The 23,919-nt window shown below is 70.8% G+C and carries 25 protein-coding genes; 13 read left to right on the top strand and 12 right to left on the bottom strand.

Annotated elements, in window-relative coordinates; all coding sequences use genetic code 11:
* The first annotated feature begins 121 nt into the window (after positions 1–121).
* Together AB0F52_RS20790 and AB0F52_RS20785 are read left to right on the top strand one after the other, a co-directional pair.
* Positions 122–772 carry a metallophosphoesterase gene (locus tag AB0F52_RS20790; RefSeq protein ID WP_360173136.1) on the top strand — a complete coding sequence of 217 codons (651 nt, stop codon included), beginning with the start codon at positions 122–124 and terminating at the stop codon, positions 770–772.
* Entirely contained in the window at positions 769–1,608 is an 840-nt protein-coding gene (locus tag AB0F52_RS20785; protein WP_360173133.1) for a chromosome partitioning protein ParB, read from the top strand. Before AB0F52_RS20790 ends, AB0F52_RS20785 begins: the two co-directional genes overlap by 4 nt.
* A gap of 158 nt (positions 1,609–1,766) precedes the next feature.
* On the opposite strand, the gene AB0F52_RS20780 is transcribed toward AB0F52_RS20785, so the two are convergent.
* Entirely contained in the window at positions 1,767–2,510 is a 744-nt protein-coding gene (locus AB0F52_RS20780) for a hypothetical protein (protein WP_360173131.1), read from the bottom strand.
* On the bottom strand, positions 2,510–2,998 hold the full coding sequence (locus tag AB0F52_RS20775) for a SigE family RNA polymerase sigma factor (protein WP_360173128.1): 489 nt from the start codon (positions 2,996–2,998) through the stop codon (positions 2,510–2,512). The genes AB0F52_RS20780 and AB0F52_RS20775 overlap by 1 nt, the downstream gene beginning before the upstream one ends.
* Before the next feature lie 172 nt (positions 2,999–3,170).
* Between AB0F52_RS20775 and AB0F52_RS20770 the strand changes: the two genes are divergently transcribed.
* The 3 genes from AB0F52_RS20770 to AB0F52_RS20760 are packed head-to-tail and all read left to right on the top strand — an operon-like array spanning position 3,171 to position 5,796.
* Positions 3,171–4,007, top strand: coding sequence for a type II CAAX endopeptidase family protein (locus AB0F52_RS20770; protein ID WP_360173125.1), 837 nt, complete (start codon positions 3,171–3,173; stop codon positions 4,005–4,007).
* The gene (locus AB0F52_RS20765) at positions 4,004–5,140 is read left to right on the top strand and encodes a histidine kinase (RefSeq protein ID WP_360173122.1); all 1,137 of its coding nucleotides are present in this window, start codon (positions 4,004–4,006) and stop codon (positions 5,138–5,140) included. Before AB0F52_RS20770 ends, AB0F52_RS20765 begins: the two co-directional genes overlap by 4 nt.
* On the top strand, positions 5,137–5,796 hold the full coding sequence (locus AB0F52_RS20760; protein WP_360173119.1) for a response regulator transcription factor: 660 nt from the start codon (positions 5,137–5,139) through the stop codon (positions 5,794–5,796). Before AB0F52_RS20765 ends, AB0F52_RS20760 begins: the two co-directional genes overlap by 4 nt.
* Positions 5,797–5,835: 39 nt before the next feature.
* Here AB0F52_RS20760 and AB0F52_RS20755 read toward each other — a convergent pair whose 3' ends face one another.
* Positions 5,836–7,335, bottom strand: coding sequence for an MFS transporter (locus AB0F52_RS20755; RefSeq protein WP_360173116.1), 1,500 nt, complete (start codon positions 7,333–7,335; stop codon positions 5,836–5,838).
* Positions 7,336–7,453: 118 nt separating this feature from the next.
* On the opposite strand from AB0F52_RS20755, the gene AB0F52_RS20750 reads away from it, so the two are divergent.
* Positions 7,454–8,119 carry a TetR/AcrR family transcriptional regulator gene (locus AB0F52_RS20750; protein ID WP_360173113.1) on the top strand — a complete coding sequence of 222 codons (666 nt, stop codon included), beginning with the start codon at positions 7,454–7,456 and terminating at the stop codon, positions 8,117–8,119.
* Position 8,120: 1 nt separating this feature from the next.
* Here the strand turns inward: AB0F52_RS20750 and AB0F52_RS20745 are convergent, their stop codons facing one another.
* The gene (locus tag AB0F52_RS20745) at positions 8,121–9,842 is read right to left on the bottom strand and encodes a HEAT repeat domain-containing protein (protein ID WP_360173110.1); all 1,722 of its coding nucleotides are present in this window, start codon (positions 9,840–9,842) and stop codon (positions 8,121–8,123) included.
* Positions 9,843–9,880: 38 nt separating this feature from the next.
* Positions 9,881–10,075 carry a PspC domain-containing protein gene (locus tag AB0F52_RS20740; protein WP_093948666.1) on the bottom strand — a complete coding sequence of 65 codons (195 nt, stop codon included), beginning with the start codon at positions 10,073–10,075 and terminating at the stop codon, positions 9,881–9,883.
* Positions 10,076–10,360: 285 nt separating this feature from the next.
* On the opposite strand from AB0F52_RS20740, the gene AB0F52_RS20735 reads away from it, so the two are divergent.
* The gene (locus tag AB0F52_RS20735; RefSeq protein WP_360173106.1) at positions 10,361–11,224 is read left to right on the top strand and encodes a hypothetical protein; all 864 of its coding nucleotides are present in this window, start codon (positions 10,361–10,363) and stop codon (positions 11,222–11,224) included.
* Positions 11,225–11,276: 52 nt separating this feature from the next.
* On the opposite strand, the gene ugpC is transcribed toward AB0F52_RS20735, so the two are convergent.
* The 6 genes from ugpC to AB0F52_RS20705 all read right to left on the bottom strand — a co-directional run bounded on the left by ugpC (position 11,277) and on the right by AB0F52_RS20705 (position 17,775).
* Positions 11,277–12,458 (bottom strand): sn-glycerol-3-phosphate ABC transporter ATP-binding protein UgpC, encoded by a 1,182-nt coding sequence (gene ugpC, locus AB0F52_RS20730; protein ID WP_360173103.1) that lies wholly within the window; start codon positions 12,456–12,458, stop codon positions 11,277–11,279.
* A gap of 4 nt (positions 12,459–12,462) precedes the next feature.
* On the bottom strand, positions 12,463–13,302 hold the full coding sequence (locus AB0F52_RS20725; RefSeq protein ID WP_360173100.1) for a carbohydrate ABC transporter permease: 840 nt from the start codon (positions 13,300–13,302) through the stop codon (positions 12,463–12,465).
* The gene (locus tag AB0F52_RS20720; protein WP_360173097.1) at positions 13,302–14,273 is read right to left on the bottom strand and encodes a sugar ABC transporter permease; all 972 of its coding nucleotides are present in this window, start codon (positions 14,271–14,273) and stop codon (positions 13,302–13,304) included. Before AB0F52_RS20720 ends, AB0F52_RS20725 begins: the two co-directional genes overlap by 1 nt.
* Positions 14,270–15,592 carry an ABC transporter substrate-binding protein gene (locus AB0F52_RS20715; RefSeq protein WP_360173094.1) on the bottom strand — a complete coding sequence of 441 codons (1,323 nt, stop codon included), beginning with the start codon at positions 15,590–15,592 and terminating at the stop codon, positions 14,270–14,272. The genes AB0F52_RS20720 and AB0F52_RS20715 overlap by 4 nt, the downstream gene beginning before the upstream one ends.
* A gap of 244 nt (positions 15,593–15,836) precedes the next feature.
* A complete protein-coding gene (locus AB0F52_RS20710; RefSeq protein ID WP_360173235.1) occupies positions 15,837–16,364 on the bottom strand; it encodes a general stress protein in 528 nt (175 codons plus the stop codon).
* A gap of 214 nt (positions 16,365–16,578) precedes the next feature.
* Positions 16,579–17,775, bottom strand: coding sequence for an acyl-CoA dehydrogenase family protein (locus AB0F52_RS20705; RefSeq protein WP_360173091.1), 1,197 nt, complete (start codon positions 17,773–17,775; stop codon positions 16,579–16,581).
* Positions 17,776–17,916: 141 nt separating this feature from the next.
* On the opposite strand from AB0F52_RS20705, the gene AB0F52_RS20700 reads away from it, so the two are divergent.
* Positions 17,917–18,309, top strand: a complete 393-nt coding sequence (locus AB0F52_RS20700) for a DUF4190 domain-containing protein (RefSeq protein ID WP_360173088.1) — start codon at positions 17,917–17,919, stop codon at positions 18,307–18,309.
* Positions 18,310–18,349: 40 nt separating this feature from the next.
* A complete protein-coding gene (locus AB0F52_RS20695; protein ID WP_360173085.1) occupies positions 18,350–19,099 on the top strand; it encodes a DUF4190 domain-containing protein in 750 nt (249 codons plus the stop codon).
* Here AB0F52_RS20695 and AB0F52_RS20690 read toward each other — a convergent pair.
* Positions 19,096–19,974, bottom strand: a complete 879-nt coding sequence (locus tag AB0F52_RS20690; RefSeq protein WP_360173082.1) for an SPFH domain-containing protein — start codon at positions 19,972–19,974, stop codon at positions 19,096–19,098. The genes AB0F52_RS20695 and AB0F52_RS20690 overlap by 4 nt on opposite strands.
* Positions 19,975–20,067: 93 nt before the next feature.
* Between AB0F52_RS20690 and AB0F52_RS20685 the strand changes: the two genes are divergently transcribed.
* The 4 genes from AB0F52_RS20685 to AB0F52_RS20670 are packed head-to-tail and all read left to right on the top strand — an operon-like array spanning position 20,068 to position 23,916.
* Positions 20,068–20,979, top strand: a complete 912-nt coding sequence (locus tag AB0F52_RS20685; protein ID WP_360173232.1) for an aminoglycoside phosphotransferase family protein — start codon at positions 20,068–20,070, stop codon at positions 20,977–20,979.
* Positions 20,980–20,989: 10 nt separating this feature from the next.
* Positions 20,990–22,267 carry a CBS domain-containing protein gene (locus tag AB0F52_RS20680; protein ID WP_360173079.1) on the top strand — a complete coding sequence of 426 codons (1,278 nt, stop codon included), beginning with the start codon at positions 20,990–20,992 and terminating at the stop codon, positions 22,265–22,267.
* Positions 22,260–22,760, top strand: a complete 501-nt coding sequence (locus tag AB0F52_RS20675) for a DUF1003 domain-containing protein (RefSeq protein WP_360173076.1) — start codon at positions 22,260–22,262, stop codon at positions 22,758–22,760. The genes AB0F52_RS20680 and AB0F52_RS20675 overlap by 8 nt, the downstream gene beginning before the upstream one ends.
* Positions 22,761–22,770: 10 nt before the next feature.
* Positions 22,771–23,916 (top strand): Mrp/NBP35 family ATP-binding protein, encoded by a 1,146-nt coding sequence (locus tag AB0F52_RS20670; protein ID WP_360173073.1) that lies wholly within the window; start codon positions 22,771–22,773, stop codon positions 23,914–23,916.
* Positions 23,917–23,919: the final 3 nt, after the last annotated feature.

Genomic DNA, 23,919 nt, shown 5'->3' with positions numbered 1-23,919 from the left:
TTGAAGTTCTGGGCGCTCGCGCTCAGCCTCGTCTGGATCTTCGTCATCACTTTCGTCATCGTCGCCGACCCGGGGTTCGCGCACGGCATGAAGTGACGTCCCGGGGTCGTACCCTGGGTCCATGCCGAAAGCGCTGGTCGTCTCCGACGAGGTCGACGAGCGGTTGTGGACCGACGCGGTCCGCACCGTCTCCGTCGACCTGGTCATCGCCGCCGGCGACCTGCCCTACGACTACCTGGCGTTCCTGGCGAGCGCGCTCGACGTGCCGTGCGTGTTCGTGCCCGGCAACCACGACCCGGACCTGAGCGGCTACACCCGCTACGGCGGGCTGTCCATGAAGGACGGTTTCCCCACGGTGTGGCCCGGCCCGGCGGGCGGCATCAACGCCGACGGCCGGCTCGTCGACGTCGCCGGGCTGCGGTTCGCCGGGCTCGGCGGCTCGATCCGCTACAACGACGGGCCGAACCAGTGGACGCAGCGCCAGCAGGCGCGGCGAGCCCGCGGCCTGGTCCGGCGCGCCCGGCTCCGGCGGTGGCGCGACGGGCGGGACGTCGACGTCCTGCTGACCCACTCGCCGCCGCTGGACCTGGGCGACCGCCCGGACCCGCCGCACCGCGGGTTCAAGTGCCTGCACTCCACGATCGCGGCGCTGCGCCCGAAGTGGCTGCTGCACGGGCACATCCACCCCCACGGCGAGCCGGTGCCGGACCGGGTCGTCGGCACGACCCGGATCCGCAACGTGGTGGGCCACCGGATCATGGAGTTCTCATGAAAGAGACGGGATTCCCCCGCGCCGACGCGGAGAACGACTTCCTCCGCGCGCGCCGGGGCCAGGTGCTCTCGCGGCTTTCGACGTGGCTGCGCCGCGAGCCCGACGACGTCAACATCATGCTGCCGTTCCACGAGGTGGTGGAGGCGCTCGGCTACCTCGGCGAGCACCGGATCGGGCTGCGGGTGATCAAGCTGGAGTCGATCGTCGGCACGGTCGACCGCAGCCGCGACTTCGACCGCCGCTTCCGCCCGACGTCGGCCCGCGTCCGCGAGCGCTGGGAACGCCTGGCCCTGGCCGCCCGCCGCGGCGAGGAGATCCCGCCGATCGAGGTCTACCGCGTCGGCGAACTGCACTTCATCATCGACGGCCACCACCGCGTGTCGGTCGCGCTCGCGCAGGGACTGTCCACAATAGAGGCCATGGTGACGGTGGTCCGCACCAAACTGGACCCGGGCGGCATCCGCCACCGCGGTGACCTGATCGTCAAGGACTACCGGAGGCTGTTCCTGGAGCGCGTCCCCCTGACCGGCCACGCGCGCGCGTCGGTGATCGTGTCGGACCCGTGGGACTACGCGAAGCTGGGCGAGCACGTGGAGGCCTGGGGCTTCCGGCTGATGCAGGACGAGGGCAAGTTCAGCGACCGGCCGAGCGTGGCGCAGCGCTGGTTCGAGGAGGAGTTCGTCCCGGTGGTGGGAATGCTGCGCCAGGCGGCCCTGATCGGCGACCGGACGGACGCCGAGGCGTACATGTGGGTGGCGGCGGAGCGGTACCGGCTGATCCGGACCCACCGCTGGGACGACGACGTGATCGAGAAGCTGCGGTCGCGGGAGCACTAGCCGGAAGGTCGTTCGGGGTGAACATCGATGCCGGCATCACGTTCGCGGGAGCGGTCGACGAACTTCCGGCCGAACCGCCGGCCGGCTCGGCCCGGGCGTTGTCGTCGGGCACGACTGCGAAGTCGACCGCACACCCGCCGGTATTACCCGCACCCGGCTCAGAAACCCAACCCCGGCGTCAACGCCAAGCGCCGCACCTGGTCGAGCGTCAGCGTCGGCTCCGGGCGCTGCTTCGGCAACCGAACGCCGGCACGCTCCAGGACTCCGCTGTTGTTCGACCGGAACTGCACCACCGCTTCCGGCGTGGCCAGTGCCACGCGGTGGGTCAGGATGTCGCCGGAACTGAGCGTCGACAGCCACAGCAAGCCCTGCGGGGTCGGTTCCGTGCGGCAGAGGATCTCCTCCGGTTCCTCGCACGGCGGGCCGCCCGAGTTGGGGCTGGGCACGATCAAGAGGTACACCGATCCGGAACCGCGTGAGTCGGTCACCCGGACTCCCATGTGGAACAACGCGTCCCGGGGCGCGTCCCCGGCCGGGTCGGCGATCAGGCGGAACGGGTCCGCCGGCGGGGTCTCCCCCGGGAGCGTCAGCCGCGTGATCTGCGCGTCGGGCGGCAGCAGCGAGCGCACCGCGCGCCCCACCGCGCAGCTCAGCCGATCGACCAGGGCCGCGCGCGTGTCCGAGGCCGTCGGGCAGGGCGCGTTCGCGACGTCGCCCCGGTGCGGCAGCACCACCACCGCCAGCCCCAGTGCCAGCACGATGACGGCCACGGCCACCGCCGCCGTGAGCAGGTGCTGCCGGCGGGACCGGCGGGCCGCGGCGAGCACCGCGGCACCGGACAGGCCGATCGGGGGCTCGTCCTCGGTCACGTACGCCGTGAGCAACGACCGGACCTCTTCCATCACCACTCCTCTCCGGTCTGCGACGGCAGGACCGCGCGCAAGGCTTCGACCCCGCGGGCCGTCTGGGACTTGACCGTTCCTTCCGCGATCCCCAGCAGCGTCGCGACCTCGCTCACCGGGAGGTCTTCGAGGAACCGCAACACCACCATCGCCCGCTGCCGGGGCGTCAGCCCGGCCAGCGCCCGCTCCACGTCGAGACGCAACGACGTGTCCCGGCCCGATGGCGACTCCCGCTCCGGCACCGACGAGGTCACGTACTCGCGCCCGGAAACCCGCCGCCCGGCGAGGAACAGGTTCAGCAGGATGCGGCGCGCGTAGGCGTCGACCGTGCCCGGCCGGATCCGGCGCCAGCGCCGGTACAGCTGGACGAACATCGCCTGGACCAGGTCCTCGGCCGCGTGCCAGTCCCCGCAGAGCGCGAACGCCACGCGGCGGAACCGCTGGACCCGCGCGGCGAAGTACTCGCTGAACTCGAGGTCTCTCGGCACCCCACCCTCCTTCTCCCCCCTTACTAGTGCGCGAAGGGCCGGAAAGGTTCAAGCGTCCCCCGTGCGAGCTACGCGCAGGTGCCCACCCGATGGGGACGATTCCCGGCCGCCGGCTCCCTAGCGTTCAGCACAGCCGCGGCACATCGGCCGCGGATTCGGCGAAGGGGTTCTCATGAGGGTCGTCTGGCAGCTGCTGGCCGTTGCGGCGGTCGCGTTCATCGGCAGTCAAGGTGTCGCCGTGGTGGGCGGGAATCCCTGGCTCACCTTGGTCATCGGTGTCCTGACCGCCGTGGCCGGGGTCGCCGTCTACCGGTGGGTGGTGCGGCGGACCGAGCACCGGCCGGTCGTCGAACTCGATCGGCCGGGTGCCGGGCTCGCGGCCGGTCGCGGGGTGCTGATCGGGATCGCGCTCTTCGGAGCGGTCATCGCGAACATCGCCCTCCTCGGCGACTACGAGGTCCGCGGCTGGGGCACCGTGGCGGGCGCGGCGGGCCTCGTCGGCTTCATGGCCGCCGCCGCGGTGACGGAGGAACTGCTGTTCCGCGGCGTCCTGTTCCGGATCGTCGAGGAACGCACCGGCACCGGGATCGCCCTGGTGCTGACCGGGGTGCTGTTCGGCCTTTCGCACCTGTTCAACCCCGACGCGACCCTGTGGGGAGCCATCGCCATCGCGATCGAGGCCGGTGGCCTGCTGACCGCCGCGTATGTCGCGACGCGCAAGCTGTGGCTGCCGATCGGCCTGCACTTCGGCTGGAACTTCGCCGGGGCCGGGATCTTCGGCACCGTGGTTTCCGGCAACGGCACCCCGCAAGGACTGCTGGACGCGGCGACGTCGGGGCCGTCGATCATCACCGGCGGCGCCTTCGGTCCGGAAGGCAGCCTGTACTCGGTACTGTTCTGCGTCCTGGCGACGACCGCGTTCCTGTGGCTTGCTCGCCGGCGCGGCAACCTGATCCCCCGCCGCAAGCGCGCCGAGCGGGTCGACACCGTCACTACACTCGCCCCGTGATCGATCACCGGCGGTTCCTGGCACGCTGGCGCCGGCTGGACCCCGTGCTCCGCGATCTCCCGCTCGGCCTGCTGTTCCTGGCGTCGGCGTTCCTGCCGGTGCTGCAGAGCCACGGGACGCAGCTCGGCGGCGTGCCGGAACGTCCCTTCGACGCGCTGGCCGTCGTGGTGGTCGCCCTCGAAAGCCTTCCGCTCGCCGTGCGGCGCCGATGGCCGGCCCTGTGCCTGACGCTGGTGGCGCTCGGCTTCGCCGTCGACCAGCTCCGCGGCTACCACTCGGTCGCGGGCACCGCCCTGGCCGTCGCGCTGGTGAGCGCCGGAGCCCACCTGCGACAGCTCCGGCGCACCACCGCACTCCTCTTCTCCGCGGCGTACGTGGCGTTGGCGATCGCCCTCTCCCGCGTCGGTACGGAACCGCCGTCGGAGTTCGTGACGTTCTTCCTGCTGCTGGTGTTCGCGTGGGGCATCGGCGCGTGGCTGCGTTCCACCCGCGCGGCGGAAGCGGACCGCCGCCGCCGCGTCGCCGAGGACACGCTCGCCGCGGAACGCACCCGCATCGCCCGTGAGCTCCACGACGTCGTCACCCACCACGTGACGGCGATGGTCGTGCAGGCCGAGGCGGCCCGGTACCTGACCGCCGCACCGGACCTGCTCGACCGGACCCTGACGGCGATTACCGACACCGGCCGGCGGGCCATCACCGACCTGCGGCACCTGCTCGACCTGCTCAACCCCGACCACGAGGCCAAGGCACCGGCCGAAGGCGGCCTGCTCGCCCTCGTCGAGCAGGCCCGCCAGGCCGGGCAGCCGGTGGAGTTCACCGAAGAGGGCACGCCCGCGGAGTCCGCCGGCAGCGCCGACCTGGTGGCCTACCGGGTCGTGCAGGAAGCCCTGACCAACGCGCTCAAGCACGCCCGCGGCAGCCACACCTCGGTCGAGGTGCACCACGGCGAACGCGAAATCGCCGTGGCGGTCAGCACGGCCGGTTCCGGGAGCACGTCGCCGGGCGGGAGTGGCCGCGGTCTCGCCGGGCTCCGGGAACGGGTCGGCGTCCTGGGCGGCGACTTCAGCGCGGGCCGCGACGGCGCCGGTTTCACCGTGTGCGCCCGGATCCCCACCGGGAACCCGGCATGAGCGCGCCGCTGCGGGTCCTCGTCTGCGACGACCAGATGCTGATCCGCACCGGGCTGGTGACGATCATCGGCGCCCAGCCCGGCTTCGAGGTGGTCGGCGAGTGCGGCGACGGCCGGGCCGCGGTCGACCTCGCCGGCCGGCTGCACCCGGACGTCGTCGTGATGGACGTGCGGATGCCGGTGCTCGACGGCATCGAGGCCACCCGCCTGCTGGCCGGGGCCGGCGTGCCGCACCCGGTCAAGGTGCTCGTGCTGACGACGTTCAACCTCGACGAGTACGTCTACGAAGCGCTGCGCGCGGGCGCCAGCGGGTTCCTGCTCAAGGACGCGCCGCCGGACCGGCTGCTGCACGGGATCCGGACCGTGGCCACGGGCGCGGCGCTGCTGGACCCGGAGGTGACGCGCCGGCTCGTGGGCCGGCACGCCGCCCGGATCCGGCCGGCGCCGGGTGCCGCACCGGAGGTCCCGCTGACGCCGCGCGAGCTGGAGGTCCTGCGCCTGCTCGCCGAGGGCCTCTCCAACAGCGAAATCGCCGTGCGGCTCGTGATCAGCCAGGAAACCGTCAAGACGTTCGTGTCGCGCATCCTCACCAAGCTGGACCTGCGCGACCGCGTCCAGGCCGTCGTCTACGCCTACCGCCACGGCCTGGCGACGTGAACGGGCCTCCCCGGAGGGAGGCCCGTTCGACGGGAGGAACTACATGTGCACGGCGCCCGGCGCCGCTTCGCCCTTCGGGACGCCCGGGCGCAGCAGCAGGCCGCTGAGCACCGCACCCACCACGTAGATCACCGCGGCCCAGGTGAACGCCGTCGTGTAGCTCTCGATCGACGCCTCGGCCGCCAGCTGCGGCGTCGGGGTCTTGCCCTCGATGTAGGCCGCGGCCGCGTTGCCGGCCAGCGTGCTCAGCAGCGCCGTGCCGATCGAACCGCCGACCTGCTGCATCGTGTTCACCGCGGCCGACGCGACGCCCGCGTCGTGGGCCTCGACGCCGAACGTCGCGACGCTCATCGCCGGCGCCATCGCCAGCCCGATGCCCAAGCCCATCACCAGCAGCGGGCCCAGGACACCGGACGCGTACGTGCTGTCCAGGCCGATCCCGCTCAGCCAGAAGAGGCCGCCGGCGGCGATCGCCATGCCGGTCGGCACCAGCGGCCGGGGGCCGAACCGCGGCAGCAGCACGGCCGTCGCCGAGGTGGCGGCCAGCATCAGGGTCGCCACCATCGGCAGGAACCCGAGGCCGCTCTGGATCGGCGTGAACTGCAGGTTCTGCTGCACGTAGAACGTCAGGAACAGGAAGATCGCGAACATCCCGATGGCGAGCAGGAACATCGCCAGGTACGAGCCGCCGCGGTCCCGGTCGAGCAGCACGCGCAGCGGCAGCAGCGGGTGCGCGACGCGCTGCTGCAGCCAGACGAACACGCCCAGCAGCGCCACCCCCGCGACCAGGAAGCCCCAGACCGACACCGACGACCACGAGTCCGACTCGGCGTTGGCGAAGCCGTAGACCAGGGCGAACAGGCCGGCCGACGCCGTCACCGTGCCCGGCAGGTCGAGCTTCGGCCGCGGCCCCGCGTCCCGCTGGTTGCGCAGCAGCGCCGAGCTGCCGGCGAACGCGACGACGGCGAAGATGATGTTGACGAACATGCACCAGCGCCAGTCGAGGTACTCGGTGAGCACGCCGCCGAGCAGCAGCCCGACCGCCGCGCCGCCACCGCCGATGGCACCGAACACGCCGAACGCGCGGCCGCGTTCCTTCGGGTCGGTGAACGTCGTGGTCAGCAGCGAAAGCGTGGCGGGCGCGAGCAGCGCGCCGAACACGCCCTGTGCCGCTCGGGCGACCAGCAGCATCTCGATGTTGGTCGCGAAGCCGCCGAGCGCGGACACCGCGGCGAAGCCGGCCAGGCCGACGAGGAGGGTGTTCTTGCGGCCGAAGAGGTCGGCGAGCCGGCCGCCGAGCAGCAGCAGGCTGCCGAACGCGAGCGCGTAGGCCGTGACGACCCACTGCCGGGCGTCGTTGGAGAAGCCCAGGTCGAGCTGGGCCGAGGGCAGCGCGATGTTCACGACGGTCGCGTCCAGCACGACCATCAGCTGCGCGATGCCGATTATCACCAGGATCAGCCAGCGTCTGGCGTGGTGCGGGTTTTCGCCGGCGCGCGTGTCCCCCGACGGCGCGACGGCAAGTGTGGACTCGGGCATGGAGTGTCCTCACAGAAAGTGATCAAAAGACTATGTGGAGTAGGTATCTCCCCTTACTCGGCCCAAGGTACACAAGAACCGGAGAGGGCGCCTCTACTTCTCGGGTTAGACTGGGTGCATGGCACGGGACGCTGGTCCCGCCGCACCGGCGCGGCCGCTGCGGCGTGACGCTGAACTCAACCGCCGTCGCATCCTGGCGTCGGCCCGCGAAGTGTTCGGCCGGCGCGGGCTCGAAGCCACGCTGGACGACATCGCGCACCACGCCGGCCTCGGCGTCGGCACGGTCTACCGCCGCTTCCCCAGCAAGGAACACCTGGTCGAAGCGATGTTCGCCGAGCGGATGGAGGAAATCGGCGACCTCGCCGTGGAGTCGCTGAAGGCCGATGACGCGTGGCAAGCGTTCGTCGACTTCACGTGGAAGGCGGCCGAGCTGCACTCCGCCGACCGCGGGCTGCGCGAGATCATGCTGTCCAACAAGTTCGGCCACGAGCACGTCGCCGAAAAGAAGGCCCGCATGGTGCCGTTGATCACACAGCTCATCGAGCGGGCCCAAGCGGCCGGCGGGCTGAGGCCGGACTTCGCCCCTTCGGACATGGCGATGGTGCACATGATGGTCGGTTCGGTGGTGGAGTTCACGTGCGCGGTGGACCCGGGCCTCTGGCGGCGTTCCCTCGCCATGCTGCTCGACGGGCTCCGCGCCGAGCCCGGCAAGCCGTCGGTGCTGCCCCACCCGCCGCTCACCGAGCTCGAGGTCGACGAAGCGATGTCCTGCTGGCGCCCCTGACTCAGGCGCAGTTCGCCAGCGCCCGGGCGACGTCCCGGCGGAACGCCTGCTCCCGGGGGAGGTCGCCCCACAAGGTCAGCCGCTCGTCCGTGGCCAGGATCCGGCGCAGGACCGGCGCCGCCTCCGCGGGCAACGGCCCCAGCTCCAACAGCCCCCGTACCGCCGCTCCCTCGGCCTCGTAGGCCTGCTTCGGCTTCATCTCGGCGAGCACGCCGAGCAACACCGGCACCGCCTCCGCGGCGTCGCCGGTGAGCCAGGCCAGCGCGCGGGCGACAGCCACCTCGTCCGTCGGCCGGGTGCGGTCGAACGCGCGCAGAGCCGGGACGTGCTGCGCCGCGGCCGGGCCCAGGGCGGCGAGCCGCTCGACCGCGGCTCGTTCACCCCGGGCGAGCCCCTCCGCCAAGAGTTCGTCGGCGGCCGCTTGGTCACCCCCGAGGACGGCGAACGCGGTCGCGGCGGCACTGCGGGCGGCCCATGGCAGCTCCCTGCGGTGGGCCGCCTCGGCGAGCGCGTCCAGCACCTGCTTGTCGGCCACGCCCAGCACCGCGAGGCAATCGGCGCTCCACTCCACGACCCGCGGATCTTCCGAGCCGAGCTCCGGCACCAGGTCCCGCGCCGCCGGGGCGGCCGCCGGACCCCAGTCGGTCAGCAGTCGCGTCACCTGTAGGACGACCATCGAGCCGCGCTGCTGCAGGAGATCATCGACCCAGGGCAGCACCTCGTCGGCGAACTCCGGCGCGTGCCCGAAGAGATCGCGCAGGATCGGCACCTGGCCCGGCTGCGCCGGGCCCCATCCCGAGCTCCAAAGGGGTGGTTCGGCCTCGATCAGCTCGGACAACCGATCGGCGTACCCGGCCGAAGCCGGGGCGAGGTCCGCGAGCCGGGCAGCGGCCCAGCCCCGCTCGGACGTCTCCAGCAACCGGCCGAACACCGGAACGAGCGCTTCGGCCATCGGCGGCCGGTCGCCGGCGAGCTCGCCGGCGGCGTTCAGCACCGCGGTGCTGAACGCCGGGTTCGCCGTCAGCGCGAGCAGCACCTCCGCCAGCTGCTCCGGGGCCAGGGGTTCGACCGCCCACCGCAGGAGGTCCGACGAGCCGTCGATGCCGTGCAGGCCTTCGTAGGGGGTCAGATCGCCGCACAACGCGTCGACGAGCCGGTCCAGCGGGACTTCGCCGCCGCTCCGGGCGATCGACACCCAGGCCGCGACGGCGAGCGCGTCGTCGGCCGTTCGCCCGGCCAGCCACGGCAGCACGCTTTCGCCGCCCAGCTCGCCGATCGCGACCACGAGTCCGGCGCGTACGGCTTCAGCCTCTTCCCGGCCGAAGCGGTCGAACAGGGCGTCCAGCACCGTCCCGGGCTCCGGTGCCTCCGCCAGCGCGAGGGCGGCGGCCCGCCGGACCGCACCGGCCGGGTCGTCCAACAGGGCGACCAGCCGCGGGACGGCGGCCGCCCAGACCGCGGGCCAGCGCTCGTCCACGGTCGCCGCCCGGGCCGCGCGCGCCACCATCTCGACGACGTAGAGCACCCGGAAGCGTTCCGAGGCTTGCCGATCCTCGACGTACCGCAGCACTTCGGGCACGGCGTCGGAGGCCGAAGGCAGCCACTCGCCCGGTTTCATCTCCAGCGCGCCGGCCAGGTGCAGGAACCCCAGGAGCGGTTCGCCTTCGACCAGTTCGCGGAACGCGACGTCCCAGGACTTCCGCTCTTCCCCCCACTGCACCACCACCGCAGCCTAACGAGCTTTCGCTTTCCGCCCACGGCTTACTCGGACGGGATGACCGCCCACATGATCAGGTAGGCCACGAACTGCGGCCCGGGCAGCAGGCAGGACAGCACGGCCAGCAGCCGCACGGTGCCGGTCTTCATGCCGTACCGCTGGGCCAGGCCCGCGCAGACGCCGCCGATCATGCGACCGTGGCGGGGACGGGACAGCCGTCGGGTGACCGGTGCGCTCATCGTCGTTTCCTTTTCCTCGAAGTTCGATAGCTCCACTTCACCACTCGAGTACCCGCTTCCGCATCGCTCGCGGGATGGATCGCTCCCTTAGGGGACGGCAAAGCCGAAAATAGTTCAGGACGTCGGCGAAACCCGCTCACACGCTCCGAAATCCGCCTGAACTGCGGGTTCGGCCGGAGCGATCCGGAGAATATTGAGAGATGTCCCCGTCAGGGCTGGTTTTTCCGCGCGATGTGGTGATACTTGCACCCCGTGTACCCGCGTCCGAAAAGCTTGGCCGTCGCGATGCTCTGTGCCCTCCTCGCCGGTGGGTGCGCCACCACCCAGGCCGCGCCCGAGCGGGATTCCGGGCCCACGCCGCTGACCGCCGCCGGCGCGCTCGGGGACTTCGGCGACGTCGACTACTGCAGCCTGCTGAACGTGCCCGCGGTGGCGCCCGGCGCGGTCGCCGTCCCGACGTTCGAGAGCTGCCACGCCACCGCCGGCCCGCGCACGATCCTCGTCGGGCCGCTGGCCTTCGACTCCGACCCGAACATCCAGCCCTACGACTACGCCGGGCCGGTGCCCGACGGCGTCGCGGTCCAGCAGTCGATGTTCAACGACCGCAGCGCCTGCACCCGCGCGATCACCTTCGCCGACGGCAACCGGCTCGACCTCTCGGTCACCGACGACGCCGGCGACCAGGCCGCCCGCTGCGGTGTGGCGGACGCCGCCGTCGGTTCGGCGCTGGCCGCGATCACCGCGCACCGGGTCGGCCGGCTGACGTTCCCGGAGCGCTCGTGGGGCCGGGTGGCGCCCTGCGCCCTGCTCGACGACCACGGCCTCGACGCGGCCGCCGGTCCCGGCAGCCAGCCGGCGACCGGGCTGTCCGGGCACAGCTGCATCCGCGGCAAGGTGAGCCTGAAGCTGACGGTGGAGACGGCGGCGCCGGACGGCCCGGCCGAGCAGCTCGGCGGCCGCGACGCCCGCGTCCGGCTGGCCGAAGCGTTCTGCGTGGTCGACACCACCCAGCCGGCCCCGGGCCTGCCGGGGCGCCGCGAACTGGCCGAGATCAGCGTCGTCGAGACGACCGGCATGGCGGGCGACGGCACGTGCGCCGCGGCCCGCACCGCGGCGACGTCGATCCTTCCCCGCCTGCCGACGGCCTGAACGCCGTGAAGGCCACCCCGGTTTCCCGGGATGGCCTCCACGGACTCCGGACTCAGTCCTCGTAGGTGAGGTTCTTGCCGTTCGACGGGTCGAACAGCTTGATCTTGTCCGCGTCGTACCAGATCTCGAGGTCGGCGTTCTCCGCCGCCGACGACTCCGCCGAAAGGCGCGCCACGACCTGGGACTCCGCGCCCGGCACGTCCGCGGACCCGCTGTCCGCGGCCAGTTCGGCCAGCTCCGCGGCGGTGGCGGCTTCGCCTTCCAGCGTGAAGTGGGCGAACTTCTCCGAACCCATCGACTCGAGCACGTCGATGTGCGCGGTGAACGTGCCGCCGCCCGTCTTCTGCCCGGCCTCGACCAGCGCCGCGTCCTCGAAGTGCTCCGGCCGGATGCCGACGATGACGTCGCGGGGCGCGTTCGCCCGCTCCACCAGCCGCCGGACGCGGTCGGTCAGCGGCGTCGCGCCCAGTGCGCTGCGCAGCTCGTTGTTCTCCATCGTCGCCGGGACGAAGTTCATCGACGGCGAGCCGATGAACCCGGCCACGAACAGGTTCGCCGGGTTGTCGTAGAGGAACTGCGGCGAGCCGATCTGCTGCACGTACCCGCCCCGCAGCACCACGACCCGGTCGCCCAGGGTCATGGCCTCGGTCTGGTCGTGCGTCACGTACAGCGTCGTCGTGCCGAGCTGCTTCTGGATCTTCGACACCGACGTGCGCATCTGGCCGCGGAGCTTGGCGTCCAGGTTGGACAGCGGCTCGTCCATCAGGAACGCCTTCGGGTTGCGGACGATCGCCCGGCCCATCGCGACGCGCTGGCGCTGGCCACCGGAGAGGTTGGCCGGCTTGCGGTCCAGGTGCGCGGTCAGGTCGAGGATCGTCGCCGCTTCCTCCACCTTCGCCCGCACGGTCTTGTCGTCGACCTTGGCCAGCCGCAGCGGGAAGGCCATGTTCTCCCGGACGCTCATGTGCGGGTAGAGCGCGTAGGACTGGAACACCATCGCGATGTCCCGGTCCTTCGGCGCCTTCTCGTTGACGCGCTTGCCGTCGATCCGCAGCTCACCGGAGGAGATGTCCTCCAGGCCGGCCACCATGTTCAGCGTCGTCGACTTCCCGCAGCCGGACGGGCCGACCAGGATGATGAACTCGCCGTCGGCGATGGTGATGTCCACTTCGGACACGGCGAGGGCGCCGTCGGGGTACTTCTTCGACACCTTGTCGAGCACGATCTCTGCCATAGCGCTACCCCTTCACCGCACCGGAGGTCAGCCCCGCCACGATGCGACGCTGGAAGAACAACACGAACACAATGATCGGGACGGTGATGACGACCGCGGCCGCGCTCACCTGCCCGGTCGGGTCCTCGAACTGCGAGGCCCCGGTGAAGAACGACAGCGCCGCCGGCACCGTGCGCGACGCCGTGGTCGACGTCAGCGAGATGGCGAACAGGAAGTCGTTCCAGCAGAAGATGAACACCAGGATCGCCGTGGTGAACACGCCCGGCGCGGCCAGCGGCGCGATCACCCGGCGGAACGCCTGCGCCGGCGTCGCGCCGTCCATCTTCGCCGCCTTTTCCAGCTCCCACGGGATCTCCCGGAAGAACGCCGACAGCGTGTAGATCGACAGCGGCAGCGCGAACGTGATGTAGGGCAGGATCAGCCCCGGCCACGTGTCGAACAGCCCGATGTTCCGCTCGATGTTGAACAACGGCGTCACCAGCGACACCTGCGGGAACATCGCGATCAGCAGCGACAGCCCGACGAGCAGCTGCTTGCCGGGAAAGTCCAGCCGGGCGACCGCGTACGCGGCCATCGTGCCCAGCACCACGGCGATCAGCGTCGAGATGATCGCGATGCCGATCGAGTTGACCAGCGCCAGCAGGAACTCCGACGTCTGGAAGATGTCCGCGTAGTTCTGCCAGGTCCACTCCTGCGGGATGAAGCTCCCGTCGGTCAGCGTGTCCTTGGTCTTGAACGACAGCGAAACCACCCAGAGCACCGGCACCAGCGCGAACACCAGCACGAGGATGTCGACGAGGCCCCAGCGAACTTTGCGGCCCGTCGTGACGGTTCCCATCGCCATCAGCGCTTACCCCCACTGTCCGAACCCGGTGCGGCCGTGCCGAACACCTTGATGAAGAGGAAGGCGATGATCGCCACCGTGATGAAGATCAGCACCGCCATCGTCGACCCGATGCCGAGGTTGAGCCCCTTCACCAGGTTGTCGTAGGTCTGCATGGACACCGATCCGGTGTCCTGCGCGCCGTTGGTGAGCACGTAGATGTTGTCGAAGATGCGGAACGCGTCGAGCGTGCGGAACAGCAGCGCCACCAGGATGGCCGGCTTCATCACCGGCAGCATCACCTTCGTGAACCGCTGCCACGCGCTCGCGCCGTCCATCGCCGCCGCCTTGAGCAGGTCGTCCGGCACCAGTGCCAGGCCGGCCATCAGCAGCAGCGCCATGAACGGCGTGGTCTTCCACACCTCGGCGCCGATGATGATGAACAGCGACGGCCACTGTTCGGTCAGCGGCGCCGCGTCGGACGCCAGCATGTTCGCCAGGTACCCGGTCTTCGGCGTCCACGCGTAGTACCACGAGAACGCCGCGACGACCGTGACGATGCCGTACGGGATCAGCGCGACGGTGCGGACCAGGCCGCGGCCGACGAGCGTCCGGTGCATGATCAGCGCCAGCGCCATGCCGAGCACGAACTCGATCGCCACCGACACCACGGTGAGGAACATCGTGGTGCCGAACGCCGTCCACCAGTACGAGCTGGACAGCACGGCAGCGTAGTTGTCGAAGCCGATGAACTGCTGCTGCGCCGGGAAGCGCAGGTCGTACCGCTGCAGCGACAGCCAGACCGAGTAGAGGATCGGATAGCCGGTGACCGCGATCATCACGAAGAACGCGGGTGCGCACAGCCACAGCCCGAGCCGCCGCTCGGCCTTCTTCCCTTCGGAGAGGGCGGGTTTGCCCTTCTTGCCGGAGGTCGCCTCCCCGGCGACCGTGGCCCCGGCGGTGCCGGCCGGGGTCGAGTCCTGGACGGTCACGGGATCACTCCCTTCGACTGGAGCGCGTCACCGAGCTGCTCGCGCAGCTTGTCCGCGGTGGCCTTCGGATCGATTTCGGACGGTGGCGACAGGACCTTCGACATCACCGTCGACATGTTCTGGTACGCCGGGGTCAGCGGCCGCACCGCGGCGGTCTTGAGCGCGGCGAGGATCGCTTCGCGCATCGGGTACTGGCTCGCCATGTTCGGGTTGTCCGCCGACGCCGGCTTCCCCGGATCGAGCGGGACGTCGTTGTGGTACACCGATTCGATGCTCGGCGGCACACCGTCGTTGATCGCGGAGATCTTCTGGCTTTCCGGGCTGCGCAGGCACAGCGCCGCCTCGAACGCCTCCGGCTTGTGCTCCGAATAGGTGCTCACCGCCAGGTCGAACCCGCCGATCGTGGTCCGGGCGGGCATGCCGGGCGCGGCCGCCGGGTAGACCGCCCACTTGAAGTGCGGGAGGTCCGCCTTCTTGTCCTTGGCGTAGGCGGCGTAGACGTACGGCCAGTTGAGCTGGAACGCGGCCTGGCCGCGCTGGAACGCCTGCCGGATGTCGTCTTCCTTCATGTTGCTCAGCGACGGGTCGGTGAGCCCCGAGGTCGAGACATTCTTGAGCAGTTCCAACGCCTTCACGGCGCCTTCGTCCATCACCACGGACTTGCCGTCGTCGGACAGGATGTGCCCACCCATCGACGCCACCAGCGTGTTGTAGAAGACGACCAGGCCTTCGTACTGCGCGCCGGTGAACACGATTTCGTAGGGCTTGCCCTGCCCCTTGAGCTCCTGGGACTTCCGCAGCATTTCGTCCCAGGTCGCCGGCGGCTTCGGCGTCACCCGGTCGTCGTACCAGAGCAGCTGCACGTTGGTGTTCTTCGTGGCCGCGTACAGCTTCCCGTTGTGGGTCGCGGTGTCGAGCGGCCCGGGCAGCACGCCTTGGGACGCCTCCGCCTTGTTCGCGCCGGTCCATTCCTCGGCCCAGCCGGCTTCGGCGAACTCCGAAACCCACGTGACGTCGAGCCCCAGGATGTCCATGGCGGTGTCGCCCGCGGCCAGCCGGCGCGCCATCTGCAGCCGCTGGTCGTCCGACCCGCGCTGCAGCTTGTTGTAGATGATTTCGTACTTGCCGGCCGCCTTCACGTTGCAGGCGTCGACGACTTTCTGGAAGTTGTCCTCGGGCGACATGTAGATGTTGATCTTCAGTCCGGAACTCGTCCCGCACCCGGCCAGCATGCCGGTCACCAATGCCCCTGCCCCCAGCAGGACGGCGGTGCGGCCGGGCGAACGTCCTCGTTTGCCCGCGCCGATCCTCTTCCCCATAAGGCCTCCTCACCCGCGTGCACGCCGGTTACCGCGGCACCCGGTGGGCACCGCGACGCGATGAGGCGAAACCGCGCCAGCACCCCGACGTGCTAGTGCTCGGGCCGCCGCGCTGGTGGGGCGAGGCCGCCCGACTGGTGTCGGCCAACTTATGCCGGGCGATCACACCCCGCAAGCAGTATCGGTAACGATTCAGCCCACCGCGCGTCGAATCGTGATTTTTCCCTGGTAGAGGTGGGGTTTTTCAGGGGTTGCCCGACGGCGGCTTCAGCGCCAGCTTGGCCAGCAGTTCCCGGCCCTGTTCGGCCGAGCGCGGCTGGCACAGGACGTCGTAGCGACCGGCGACGAGCTGGCTCGCCGAGGAGAAGTCCCGGCGGCGGCCCCGCGACGTGCTGTACCCGATCGCGGCGAACATCAGCCCGGACAGCACCCCGAGCACCAGCCCGGTGAGCACCTGCAGCACGAACCCCTGGTTGACGAACAACCCGAGCAGCAGCCCCGCGAACAGGCCGAACCAGGCCCCGGACATCGCACCGGTGCCGAGCACGCGGCCCCAGCTGAGCTTGCCGATCACGCGCTCGACGAGCATCAGGTCGACCCCGACGATCGTGACGTCGCCGACGGCGAACTCGCTGTCCGCGAGGAAATCGACCGCCTTCTGCGCCTCGCCGTAGGTCGCGTACGACCCGATCGGCCAGCCGGTCGGCGGGGTCGGCAGCCGCGGGAGGCCACCGGGCGCCCGCCCCTCACCAAAGGGACTACTCACCATCATCACCTGCGCACTCGTGGGTCCGGGCGTCCATCTTGTCAAGAACACCCGGACCGTGCGAGCCGCTTACCCCGAAAGGCCGGGCGCGAAGGTCGCCGGCACGCGCGCGGGCTCGTCCACCGCAGTGAATGACTCATTCCTGTCGTCGGACGACAGGAATGAGTCATTCACTGCACCGGCGACCGGCGAAGATTTGTCGACAGAGCGACAATCCTGCTCAGGAGCGGGACTTGTACTCCCGCAGCAGCCCCCGGCTGATGATGGTCTTCTGGATCTCGCTGGTGCCTTCGCCGATCAACAGGAACGGCGCCTCGCGCATCAGCCGCTCGATCTCGTACTCCTTCGAGTACCCGTAGCCGCCGTGGATGCGGAACGAGTCCTGCGTGACCTCCGCGCAGTACTCCGACGCGATCAGCTTCGCCATCCCGGCCTCGACGTCGTTGCGCGCGCCGGAGTCCTTGAGGCGGGCCGCGTTCACCATCATCAGGTGCGCCGCCTCGACCTTGGTCGCCATTTCGGCCAGCTTGAACGCGACGGCCTGGTGCTCGGCGATCGCCTTGCCGAAGGTCTTGCGCTGCTGGGCGTACTCCACCGCGAGCTCGAACGCCCGGATCGCGATGCCGCAGGCGCGCGCCGCGACGTTGACGCGGCCGACCTCGACACCGTCCATCATGTACGCGAAGCCCTTGCCCGGCGCCTCGCCGAGCACCATGTCGGCGCCGATCCGGTAGCCGTCGAAGACCGCTTCGGTCGTGTCGACGCCCTTGTAGCCCATCTTGTCGATCTTGCCGGGGATGGTGAGCCCGGGCGCCACCTCGCCGAAGCCCTCCGGCTTCTCGACCAGGAACGTCGTCAGGTTCTGGTGGGGCTTCTCCGCGCCCTCGTCGGTCTTGACCAGCAGCGCGATCAGGTTGGACGAGCCGCCGTTCGTCAGCCACATCTTCGAGCCGTCGATGACGTAGCCGTCATCGGTCTTCTTCGCCTTGGTCTTGATGGCGGCGACGTCCGACCCGAGGTCGGGTTCCGACATCGAGAACGAGCCGCGGACCTCGCCGGTGGCCATCCGCGGCAGGAAGTGCTGCTTCTGCGCCTCGGTGCCGTGGCGGGAGATCATGTGCGCCACGATGAAGTGGGTGTTGATCACGCCGGACACGCTCATCCAGCCCCGCGCGATCTCCTCGACGACCAGCGCGTAGGTCAGCAGCGACTCGCCGAGCCCGCCGTAGGACTCCGGGATGGTGATCCCGAACAGGCCCATCTCCTTCATGCCCGCGACGATGTCGGCGGGGTAGGTGTCGGCGTGCTCGAGCTCCTGCGCGTGCGGGATGACCTCCTTGTCCACGAACTGGCGGACGGTCGCGAGGATCTCCGACTGCACGTCGGTCAGGCCGGCGGTCTGGGCGAGACGGGCCATCACGGCTCCCTTTCCGGAGTAGGACGCCGCTCCCGGCGCTGGGTTACCGGTGAGTATGACCCGAAAGCCGTCACCCTGCTATGAGGGCGCTCACGCTCAGCGGGTCCGGCCCCGTAAAGTGCGGCGGGGAGGGGAGAGATCATGACTTACCCGCAGGACCCGAACAACCCGTACGGCCAGCAGTACCCGCCTTCGGGCGGCTACCAGCAGCCCGGTTACGGCCAGCAGTACCCGAGCGGCGGCTACCCGCAGTACCCGGGCTACCCCGGGATGCAGGGCCCGCCGCGGGAAGGTTCGGGCCTCGCGGTCGGCGCGCTGGTCTGCTCGATCCTCGGCATCTTCCTGTGCGTGCTCGTGACCATCGCGGGCATCATCATGGGCCACATCGCCTACGGCAAGGCCAAACGCGGCGAGGCCGAGGGGCAGGGCGTCGCGATGGCGGCGATCGTCATCGGGTACATCGGGATCGCCCTCGGCATCGGCCTCACCATCCTGTTCATCTCGATCGCCGCCGCCAACGGCGCCTTCCACTGAGCGCCGAGCCGGTGCCCGGCCCGCACCGAGGGGACCCGTCATGACCGATCCGTCCGGGGACAAGGACCGCCCGGCCGCCGACCCGACCGTGGCGTACGACCCGCCGGCGGCGGATCAGGCGCCGTACGAGCCGGAGAGGTACGACCCGCCCTCGCCCGACGCCACCATCGCCGCGGCGACACCGGACACCGCGGACACGACGGCCGCCGGGACTTCGACCACCGAGGCCCCGGCCGCCGAGCCTTCGGCCGCCGCAGACACGACCGTCGCCGCCGAGCAGCCCGCTCAGCTGCCGCCCGGGACTCACGAAACCCCGGCCGCCGCGGACACGACCGTCGCCGCCGAGCAACCCGGCCGGCTACCGCCCGGCGCGTACGAAACCCCGGCCGCTTACATCCCCGGCACGCCGTTCGCCGCCCCGGGCGAGCCGCAGCCGGTGTACCAGCCCGCGTTCCAGCAGCCCTACCAGCAGCCTTACCCATCGGGCTACGGGCGCCCGTACGCCCCGCCCGCGCCGTTCGGGCAGCCGTACCCGGGGCAGCCGCACGCGCAGGACAACGCGCTCGCGATCGGCGCACTCGTGTGCTCGATCCTCGGCTTCTGCTCCGGCATCACCGCGCTCGCCGGGCTCGTCATGGGCCACATCGCGCTGAGCAAGACCAACCGCGGCGAAGCGGGCGGCCGCGGGCTGGCCACGGCCGCCGTGATCGTCGGCTACGTCGTGATCGCGCTCTGGGTCGGCTTCTTCACCACTCTGATCATCCTCGGCACGAACGGCGACCTGAGCTAGTCCGCCGACGGCAGCACCGCGTCGCCGGGGCTGCGCGGCGACGGCGTCGCGTGGCCGTTCACCTCCGGCTTCGCCTCGGCCGCTTCCGGCTCGGCCCCGGGTTTCGGAGCCGGGGCGGCCGGCTTCGGCGTCTGCGCGTCGAGGAACCGCAGCAGCTCCACCGGGAACGGCAGCACCAGCGTCGAGTTCTTCTCCGCCGCCACCTGCACCACCGTCTCGAGCAGCCGCAGCTGCAGCGCCGCCGGCGTGTCGGCCATCTGCGCGGCCGCCTGCGAGAGCTTGTACGACGCCTGCAGCTCACCGTCGGCGGAGATGACCCGCGCGCGCCGTTCCCGCTCCGCCTCGGCCTGCCGAGACATCGAGCGCTTCATCGTCTCCGGCAGCGCGACGTCCTTGATCTCGACGCGGTCGATGTGGATGCCCCAGTCCAGCGCCGGGCTGTCGATCATCAGCTCCAGGCCTTCGTTGAGGCGCTCGCGGTTGGACAGCAGGTCGTCGAGCTCGCTCTTGCCGATGATCGAGCGCAGCGACGTCTGCGCGACCTGGCCGACCGCCGACCGGTAGTCCTGCACGTTGACCGCCGCGACGACCGGGTCGATGACCTTGAAGTAGACGACGGCGTCGACGCGGACCGTGACGTTGTCGCGCGTGATGCCGTCCTGGGCGGGGATCGGCATGGTCACGATCTGCATGTTGACCTTCTGGAGCCGGTCCGCGAAGGGCACCAGCACCTTGAGGCCGGGTTCCGCGACCCGCGACCGCACCCGGCCGAACCGGAAGACCAGACCGCGTTCGTACTGCTTCACGACGCGCACGCTCGACGCGAGCCAGACTCCGCCCGCGAGGACGACGGCGCTGAAGATCTCCACCAGCATGACTGCTCCCGGGGTTGCGTTTTCCCCTTGAAAGCCCAGCGTACGCCCGTGTCGACCACGACGAAACGCGCTGGACACGGCGGCCAGGCTGGGGTGGTGACCGACCTCCGCATCCCCCCACTGTTCGCCGCCCGCGCGCCCCGGGTGCTCGGCGACGAGGCCGTCCCGTGGCTGGCCGCCCTGCCGTCGCTCGCCGCGGAGTACGCCCGGAAGTGGGGCTTGACGTTCGAGGGCGAGGCGATGCACGGCTACGTCGGCGTGGCGCAGCCCGCGCGGCGGCCCGACGGCACGCCGGTGGTGCTGAAACTGGGCTGGCGGGACGCCGAATCCGCCGGCGAGCCGCTCGCACTGTCCACATGGGCCGGTCGGGGTGCGGTGCTGCTGCTGGATTCCGCGCCGGACGACGGCGTCCTGCTGCTCGAACGGCTCGACGCCGGGCGCACCCTCGACGACCTCCCGCTGCGTACGGCGATCCCGCTCATCGGCGGCCTGGCGCAGCGCCTGGCCGTTCCCGCACCGGTGTCGATGAGGCGGCGGCTGCGCGCCGAGGCGGCGCGGCTGACCGAAGAACTCCCCCGCCGCTGGGCCGAACTCGGCGAACCGTTCGACAAGCGGCTGGTCGCCGACGCCGTCGCGATCTGCCGCGAGCTCGGGCCGTCGGCCGGTGAACTGCTGGTGAACGAGGACCTGCACTTCCAGAACGTCCTCGCCGGTACGCGGGAGCCGTGGCTGGTGATCGACCCGAAGCCCCTCGCCGGCGACCTCGAGTGGGGCGTCATCCCGCTGTTCTGGAACCGCTTCGCCGAGTCCACACTGGACGATCGGTTCGCGCTGATCGTCGCTTCGCACGAGCTGGACGCCGCGAAGGCCCGGGCCTGGACGCTCGTGCGGGCGGTGCAGAACTGGATCTGGATGCTCGAGGAGCAGCTCGAATCGGGCGAGAACAGCGACGACCCGGCCTTTCTCACAGTGGCGGAAATCGCCCCCTGGGCGGCCAGCCGATAGTGTCACCGGCATGGCCGGGGTCAACAGGGTTTTCGCAGCTCAGCTGTCCGGGTTGCCGGTGTTCGGCCCGGACGGCGAGTCGATCGGCCGCGTCCGCGACCTGGTCGCCGGGCTGCGCCTGGACGCGCAGCCGCCGCGGATCCTCGGCCTGGTCGTCGAGCTGAGCACCCGGCGGCGGGTCTTCGTCCCGATGCTGCGCGTCACCTCCATCGAACCGTCCGCCGTGACGCTGGCCACCGGCTCGGTCAACATGCGCCAGTTCAACCAGCGGCCCAACGAGGTCCTGGTGCTCGGCCAGCTGCTCGACGCGCACGCCACCCTCGCCGGGTCGGACACCCGGGTCACCGTCGTCGACGCCGGGATGGAGCCGACCCGCACCCGCGACTGGGTGCTGGCCAAGCTCGCCATCCGGGAGCGGCGGGTGGGGCTGGGCCGCCGCCGGGCGGCGATGCAGGTGCTGCCGTGGTCGGAGGTGGCCGGGCTCGGCCTGAGCGACCTCGCCGTCCAGCCCCAGGGCGCCGGCCAGCTGCTCATGCTCTTCGACACGATGCGCCCGGCCGACATCGCCGCGACCGTGCGAGACCTGCCGCTCAAGCGGCGGCACGAGGTCGCCGACGCGATGGACGACGAGCGCCTCGCCGACGTCATCGAGGAACTGCCGGACGACGACCAGAAGGAACTGCTGGCCTACCTCGCCGAGGAGCGCGCGGCCGACGTCCTGGAGGCGATGAACCCCGACGACGCCGCCGACCTGCTGGCCGAGCTCGCGCCGGCCGACCAGAGCCGGCTGCTGGAGCTGATGGAGCCGGAGGAGTCCGCGCCGGTCAGGCGGCTGCTGGAGTACTCGTCGGACACCGCGGGCGGCCTGATGACCCCGGAGCCGGTGGTGCTGACCCCGGACACGACGATCGCCGAGGCCCTCGCGCACATCCGCAACGCCGAGCTGCCGCCGGCGCTGGCCAGCATGGTGTTCGTCTGCCGCCCGCCGACCGCGACGCCGACCGGGCGCTACGTCGGCGTGGTCCACTTCCAGCGGCTGCTGCGGGAGCCGCCGGCGGAGCTGGTCGCCAGCGCCGTGGACACCGGGCTGCCACCGCTGAAACCGGGCGCGTCGCTGGCCGCGGTCACCCGCTACTTCGCGGCCTACAACCTGACCTGCGGGCCGGTCATCGACGCCGAGGACCACCTGATCGGCGCGGTGACCGTCGACGACATCCTCGACCACCTGCTGCCCGAAGACTGGCGCGAGACCGGACTGCACGACACCTTGGAGGACGACCGTGCCTGAGCTGACTTCGGGACGGCGGCTCGACCAGCCCCGCGGCCAGAACCGGTTCAGGCTGAACATCGACCCGGACACCTTCGGCCGGCTGTCCGAACGGCTGGCGCGGTTCCTCGGGACCGGGAAGTACCTGTTCTGGCAGACGCTGCTCGTCGTCGTCTGGGTCGTGCTGAACATCACGGCGGTGTCGCTGCAGTGGGACCCGTACCCGTTCATCCTGCTCAACCTGGCCTTTTCGACGCAGGCGGCGTACGCGGCGCCGCTGATCCTGCTGGCGCAGAACCGGCAGGACGACCGCGACCGCGTCTCCCTGGAGGAGGACCGGAACCGGGCTCTGCAGACGAAGGCCGACACGGAGTACCTGGCCAGGGAGCTGGCGGCGCTGCGGCTGGCGATCGGCGAGGTGGCGACGCGGGACTACCTGCGCAGCGAGCTCGACCGGCTCCGCGAGGACCTGTCCATCCAGCCCAGGAAGTCCCGCAGCTCTACTGGCTCGTAACATGGACGGGGTGACCAGCACCCAGCAGCTCCCCAGCGTCGACGACGTCCGCAGCGCGCTGAAGAGCGTGCAAGACCCCGAGATCCGGAAACCCATCACGGACCTGGGGATGGTCAAGGACGTGGCCGTCGGTGACGACGGCGTCGTCACGGTCGGGATCTACCTGACGGTGGCGGGCTGTCCGCTGAAGGCGACGCTGACGAACGACACGAAGGCGGCCGTCTCCAAGCTCCCGGGCGTGTCCGACGTCCGCGTCGAGCTGGACGTGATGAGCGACGAGCAGCGCACGGAGCTGCGCAAGTCCCTGCGCGGCGACGCCGCGGAGCCGGTGATCCCGTTCGCCCAGCCGGGCTCGATGACCCGGGTGTACTGCGTGGCGTCGGGCAAGGGCGGCGTGGGCAAGTCGTCGGTGACGGTGAACCTGGCGGCGGCGATGGCCGCGCGCGGGCTGTCGGTGGGTGTCGTGGACGCGGACATCTACGGCCACTCGATCCCCCGCATGCTGGGCGCGCGCGAGAAGCCGACCAAGGTCGACACGATGATCATGCCGCCGCAGTCCCACGGCGTGAAGGTGATCTCGATCGGCATGTTCACCCCGGGCAACACCCCGGTGATCTGGCGCGGCCCGATGCTGCACCGGGCGCTGCAGCAGTTCCTGGCGGACGTGTTCTGGGGCGACCTGGACATCCTGCTGCTGGACCTCCCCCCGGGCACGGGCGACATCGCGATTTCGGTGGCCCAGCTGATCCCGAACGCGGAGATCCTGGTGGTGACCACCCCCCAGCAGGCGGCGGCCGAAGTGGCCGAGCGAGCGGGCGCGATCGCGCTGCAGACGCGCCAGCGCGTGGCGGGTGTCATCGAGAACATGTCCTGGCTGGAGACGCCTTCGGGCGAACGCATGGAGCTCTTCGGCTCCGGTGGCGGCAAGACGGTGGCCGAGTCGCTGTCGAAGTCGATCGGGTCGGAGGTGCCGCTGCTGGGCCAGGTCCCGATGGACCCCAGGGTGGTCACCCAGGGCGACGCGGGCACGCCGATCGTGCTGTCCGAGCCGGACGCACCGGCCTCGGTGGTGCTGAGCGACGTGGCGAAGAAGCTGTCGGTCCGGGCGCGCGGGCTGGCCGGGATGATGCTGAACGTGACCCCGGCCGGCCGCTGAGCG

Origin of the sequence: Amycolatopsis sp. NPDC024027 (assembly GCF_040638975.1) — a bacterium.
Taxonomy (GTDB): Bacteria; Actinomycetota; Actinomycetes; order Mycobacteriales; family Pseudonocardiaceae; genus Amycolatopsis.
This window is presented reverse-complemented; position numbering and strand designations above follow the sequence as displayed.

Excerpts from the sequence above, each read along its gene's own strand:
- ugpC (WP_360173103.1), bottom strand. The coding sequence starts at position 12,458 with ATGGCAGAGATCGTGCTCGACAAGGTGTCGAAGAAGTACCCCGACGGC.
- AB0F52_RS20780 (WP_360173131.1), bottom strand. The coding sequence starts at position 2,510 with ATGGAAGAGGTCCGGTCGTTGCTCACGGCGTACGTGACCGAGGACGAG.
- AB0F52_RS20725 (WP_360173100.1), bottom strand. The coding sequence starts at position 13,302 with ATGGCGATGGGAACCGTCACGACGGGCCGCAAAGTTCGCTGGGGCCTC.
- AB0F52_RS20760 (WP_360173119.1), top strand. The coding sequence starts at position 5,137 with ATGAGCGCGCCGCTGCGGGTCCTCGTCTGCGACGACCAGATGCTGATC.
- AB0F52_RS20755 (WP_360173116.1), bottom strand. The coding sequence starts at position 7,335 with ATGCCCGAGTCCACACTTGCCGTCGCGCCGTCGGGGGACACGCGCGCC.
- AB0F52_RS20705 (WP_360173091.1), bottom strand. The coding sequence starts at position 17,775 with ATGGCCCGTCTCGCCCAGACCGCCGGCCTGACCGACGTGCAGTCGGAG.
- AB0F52_RS20785 (WP_360173133.1), top strand. The coding sequence starts at position 769 with ATGAAAGAGACGGGATTCCCCCGCGCCGACGCGGAGAACGACTTCCTC.
- AB0F52_RS20750 (WP_360173113.1), top strand. The coding sequence starts at position 7,454 with ATGGCACGGGACGCTGGTCCCGCCGCACCGGCGCGGCCGCTGCGGCGT.
- AB0F52_RS20715 (WP_360173094.1), bottom strand. The coding sequence starts at position 15,592 with ATGGGGAAGAGGATCGGCGCGGGCAAACGAGGACGTTCGCCCGGCCGC.
- AB0F52_RS20690 (WP_360173082.1), bottom strand. The coding sequence starts at position 19,974 with ATGCTGGTGGAGATCTTCAGCGCCGTCGTCCTCGCGGGCGGAGTCTGG.
- AB0F52_RS20700 (WP_360173088.1), top strand. The coding sequence starts at position 17,917 with ATGACTTACCCGCAGGACCCGAACAACCCGTACGGCCAGCAGTACCCG.
- AB0F52_RS20740 (WP_093948666.1), bottom strand. The coding sequence starts at position 10,075 with ATGAGCGCACCGGTCACCCGACGGCTGTCCCGTCCCCGCCACGGTCGC.
- AB0F52_RS20770 (WP_360173125.1), top strand. The coding sequence starts at position 3,171 with ATGAGGGTCGTCTGGCAGCTGCTGGCCGTTGCGGCGGTCGCGTTCATC.
- AB0F52_RS20710 (WP_360173235.1), bottom strand. The coding sequence starts at position 16,364 with ATGATGGTGAGTAGTCCCTTTGGTGAGGGGCGGGCGCCCGGTGGCCTC.
- AB0F52_RS20790 (WP_360173136.1), top strand. The coding sequence starts at position 122 with ATGCCGAAAGCGCTGGTCGTCTCCGACGAGGTCGACGAGCGGTTGTGG.
- AB0F52_RS20680 (WP_360173079.1), top strand. The coding sequence starts at position 20,990 with ATGGCCGGGGTCAACAGGGTTTTCGCAGCTCAGCTGTCCGGGTTGCCG.
- AB0F52_RS20695 (WP_360173085.1), top strand. The coding sequence starts at position 18,350 with ATGACCGATCCGTCCGGGGACAAGGACCGCCCGGCCGCCGACCCGACC.
- AB0F52_RS20735 (WP_360173106.1), top strand. The coding sequence starts at position 10,361 with ATGCTCTGTGCCCTCCTCGCCGGTGGGTGCGCCACCACCCAGGCCGCG.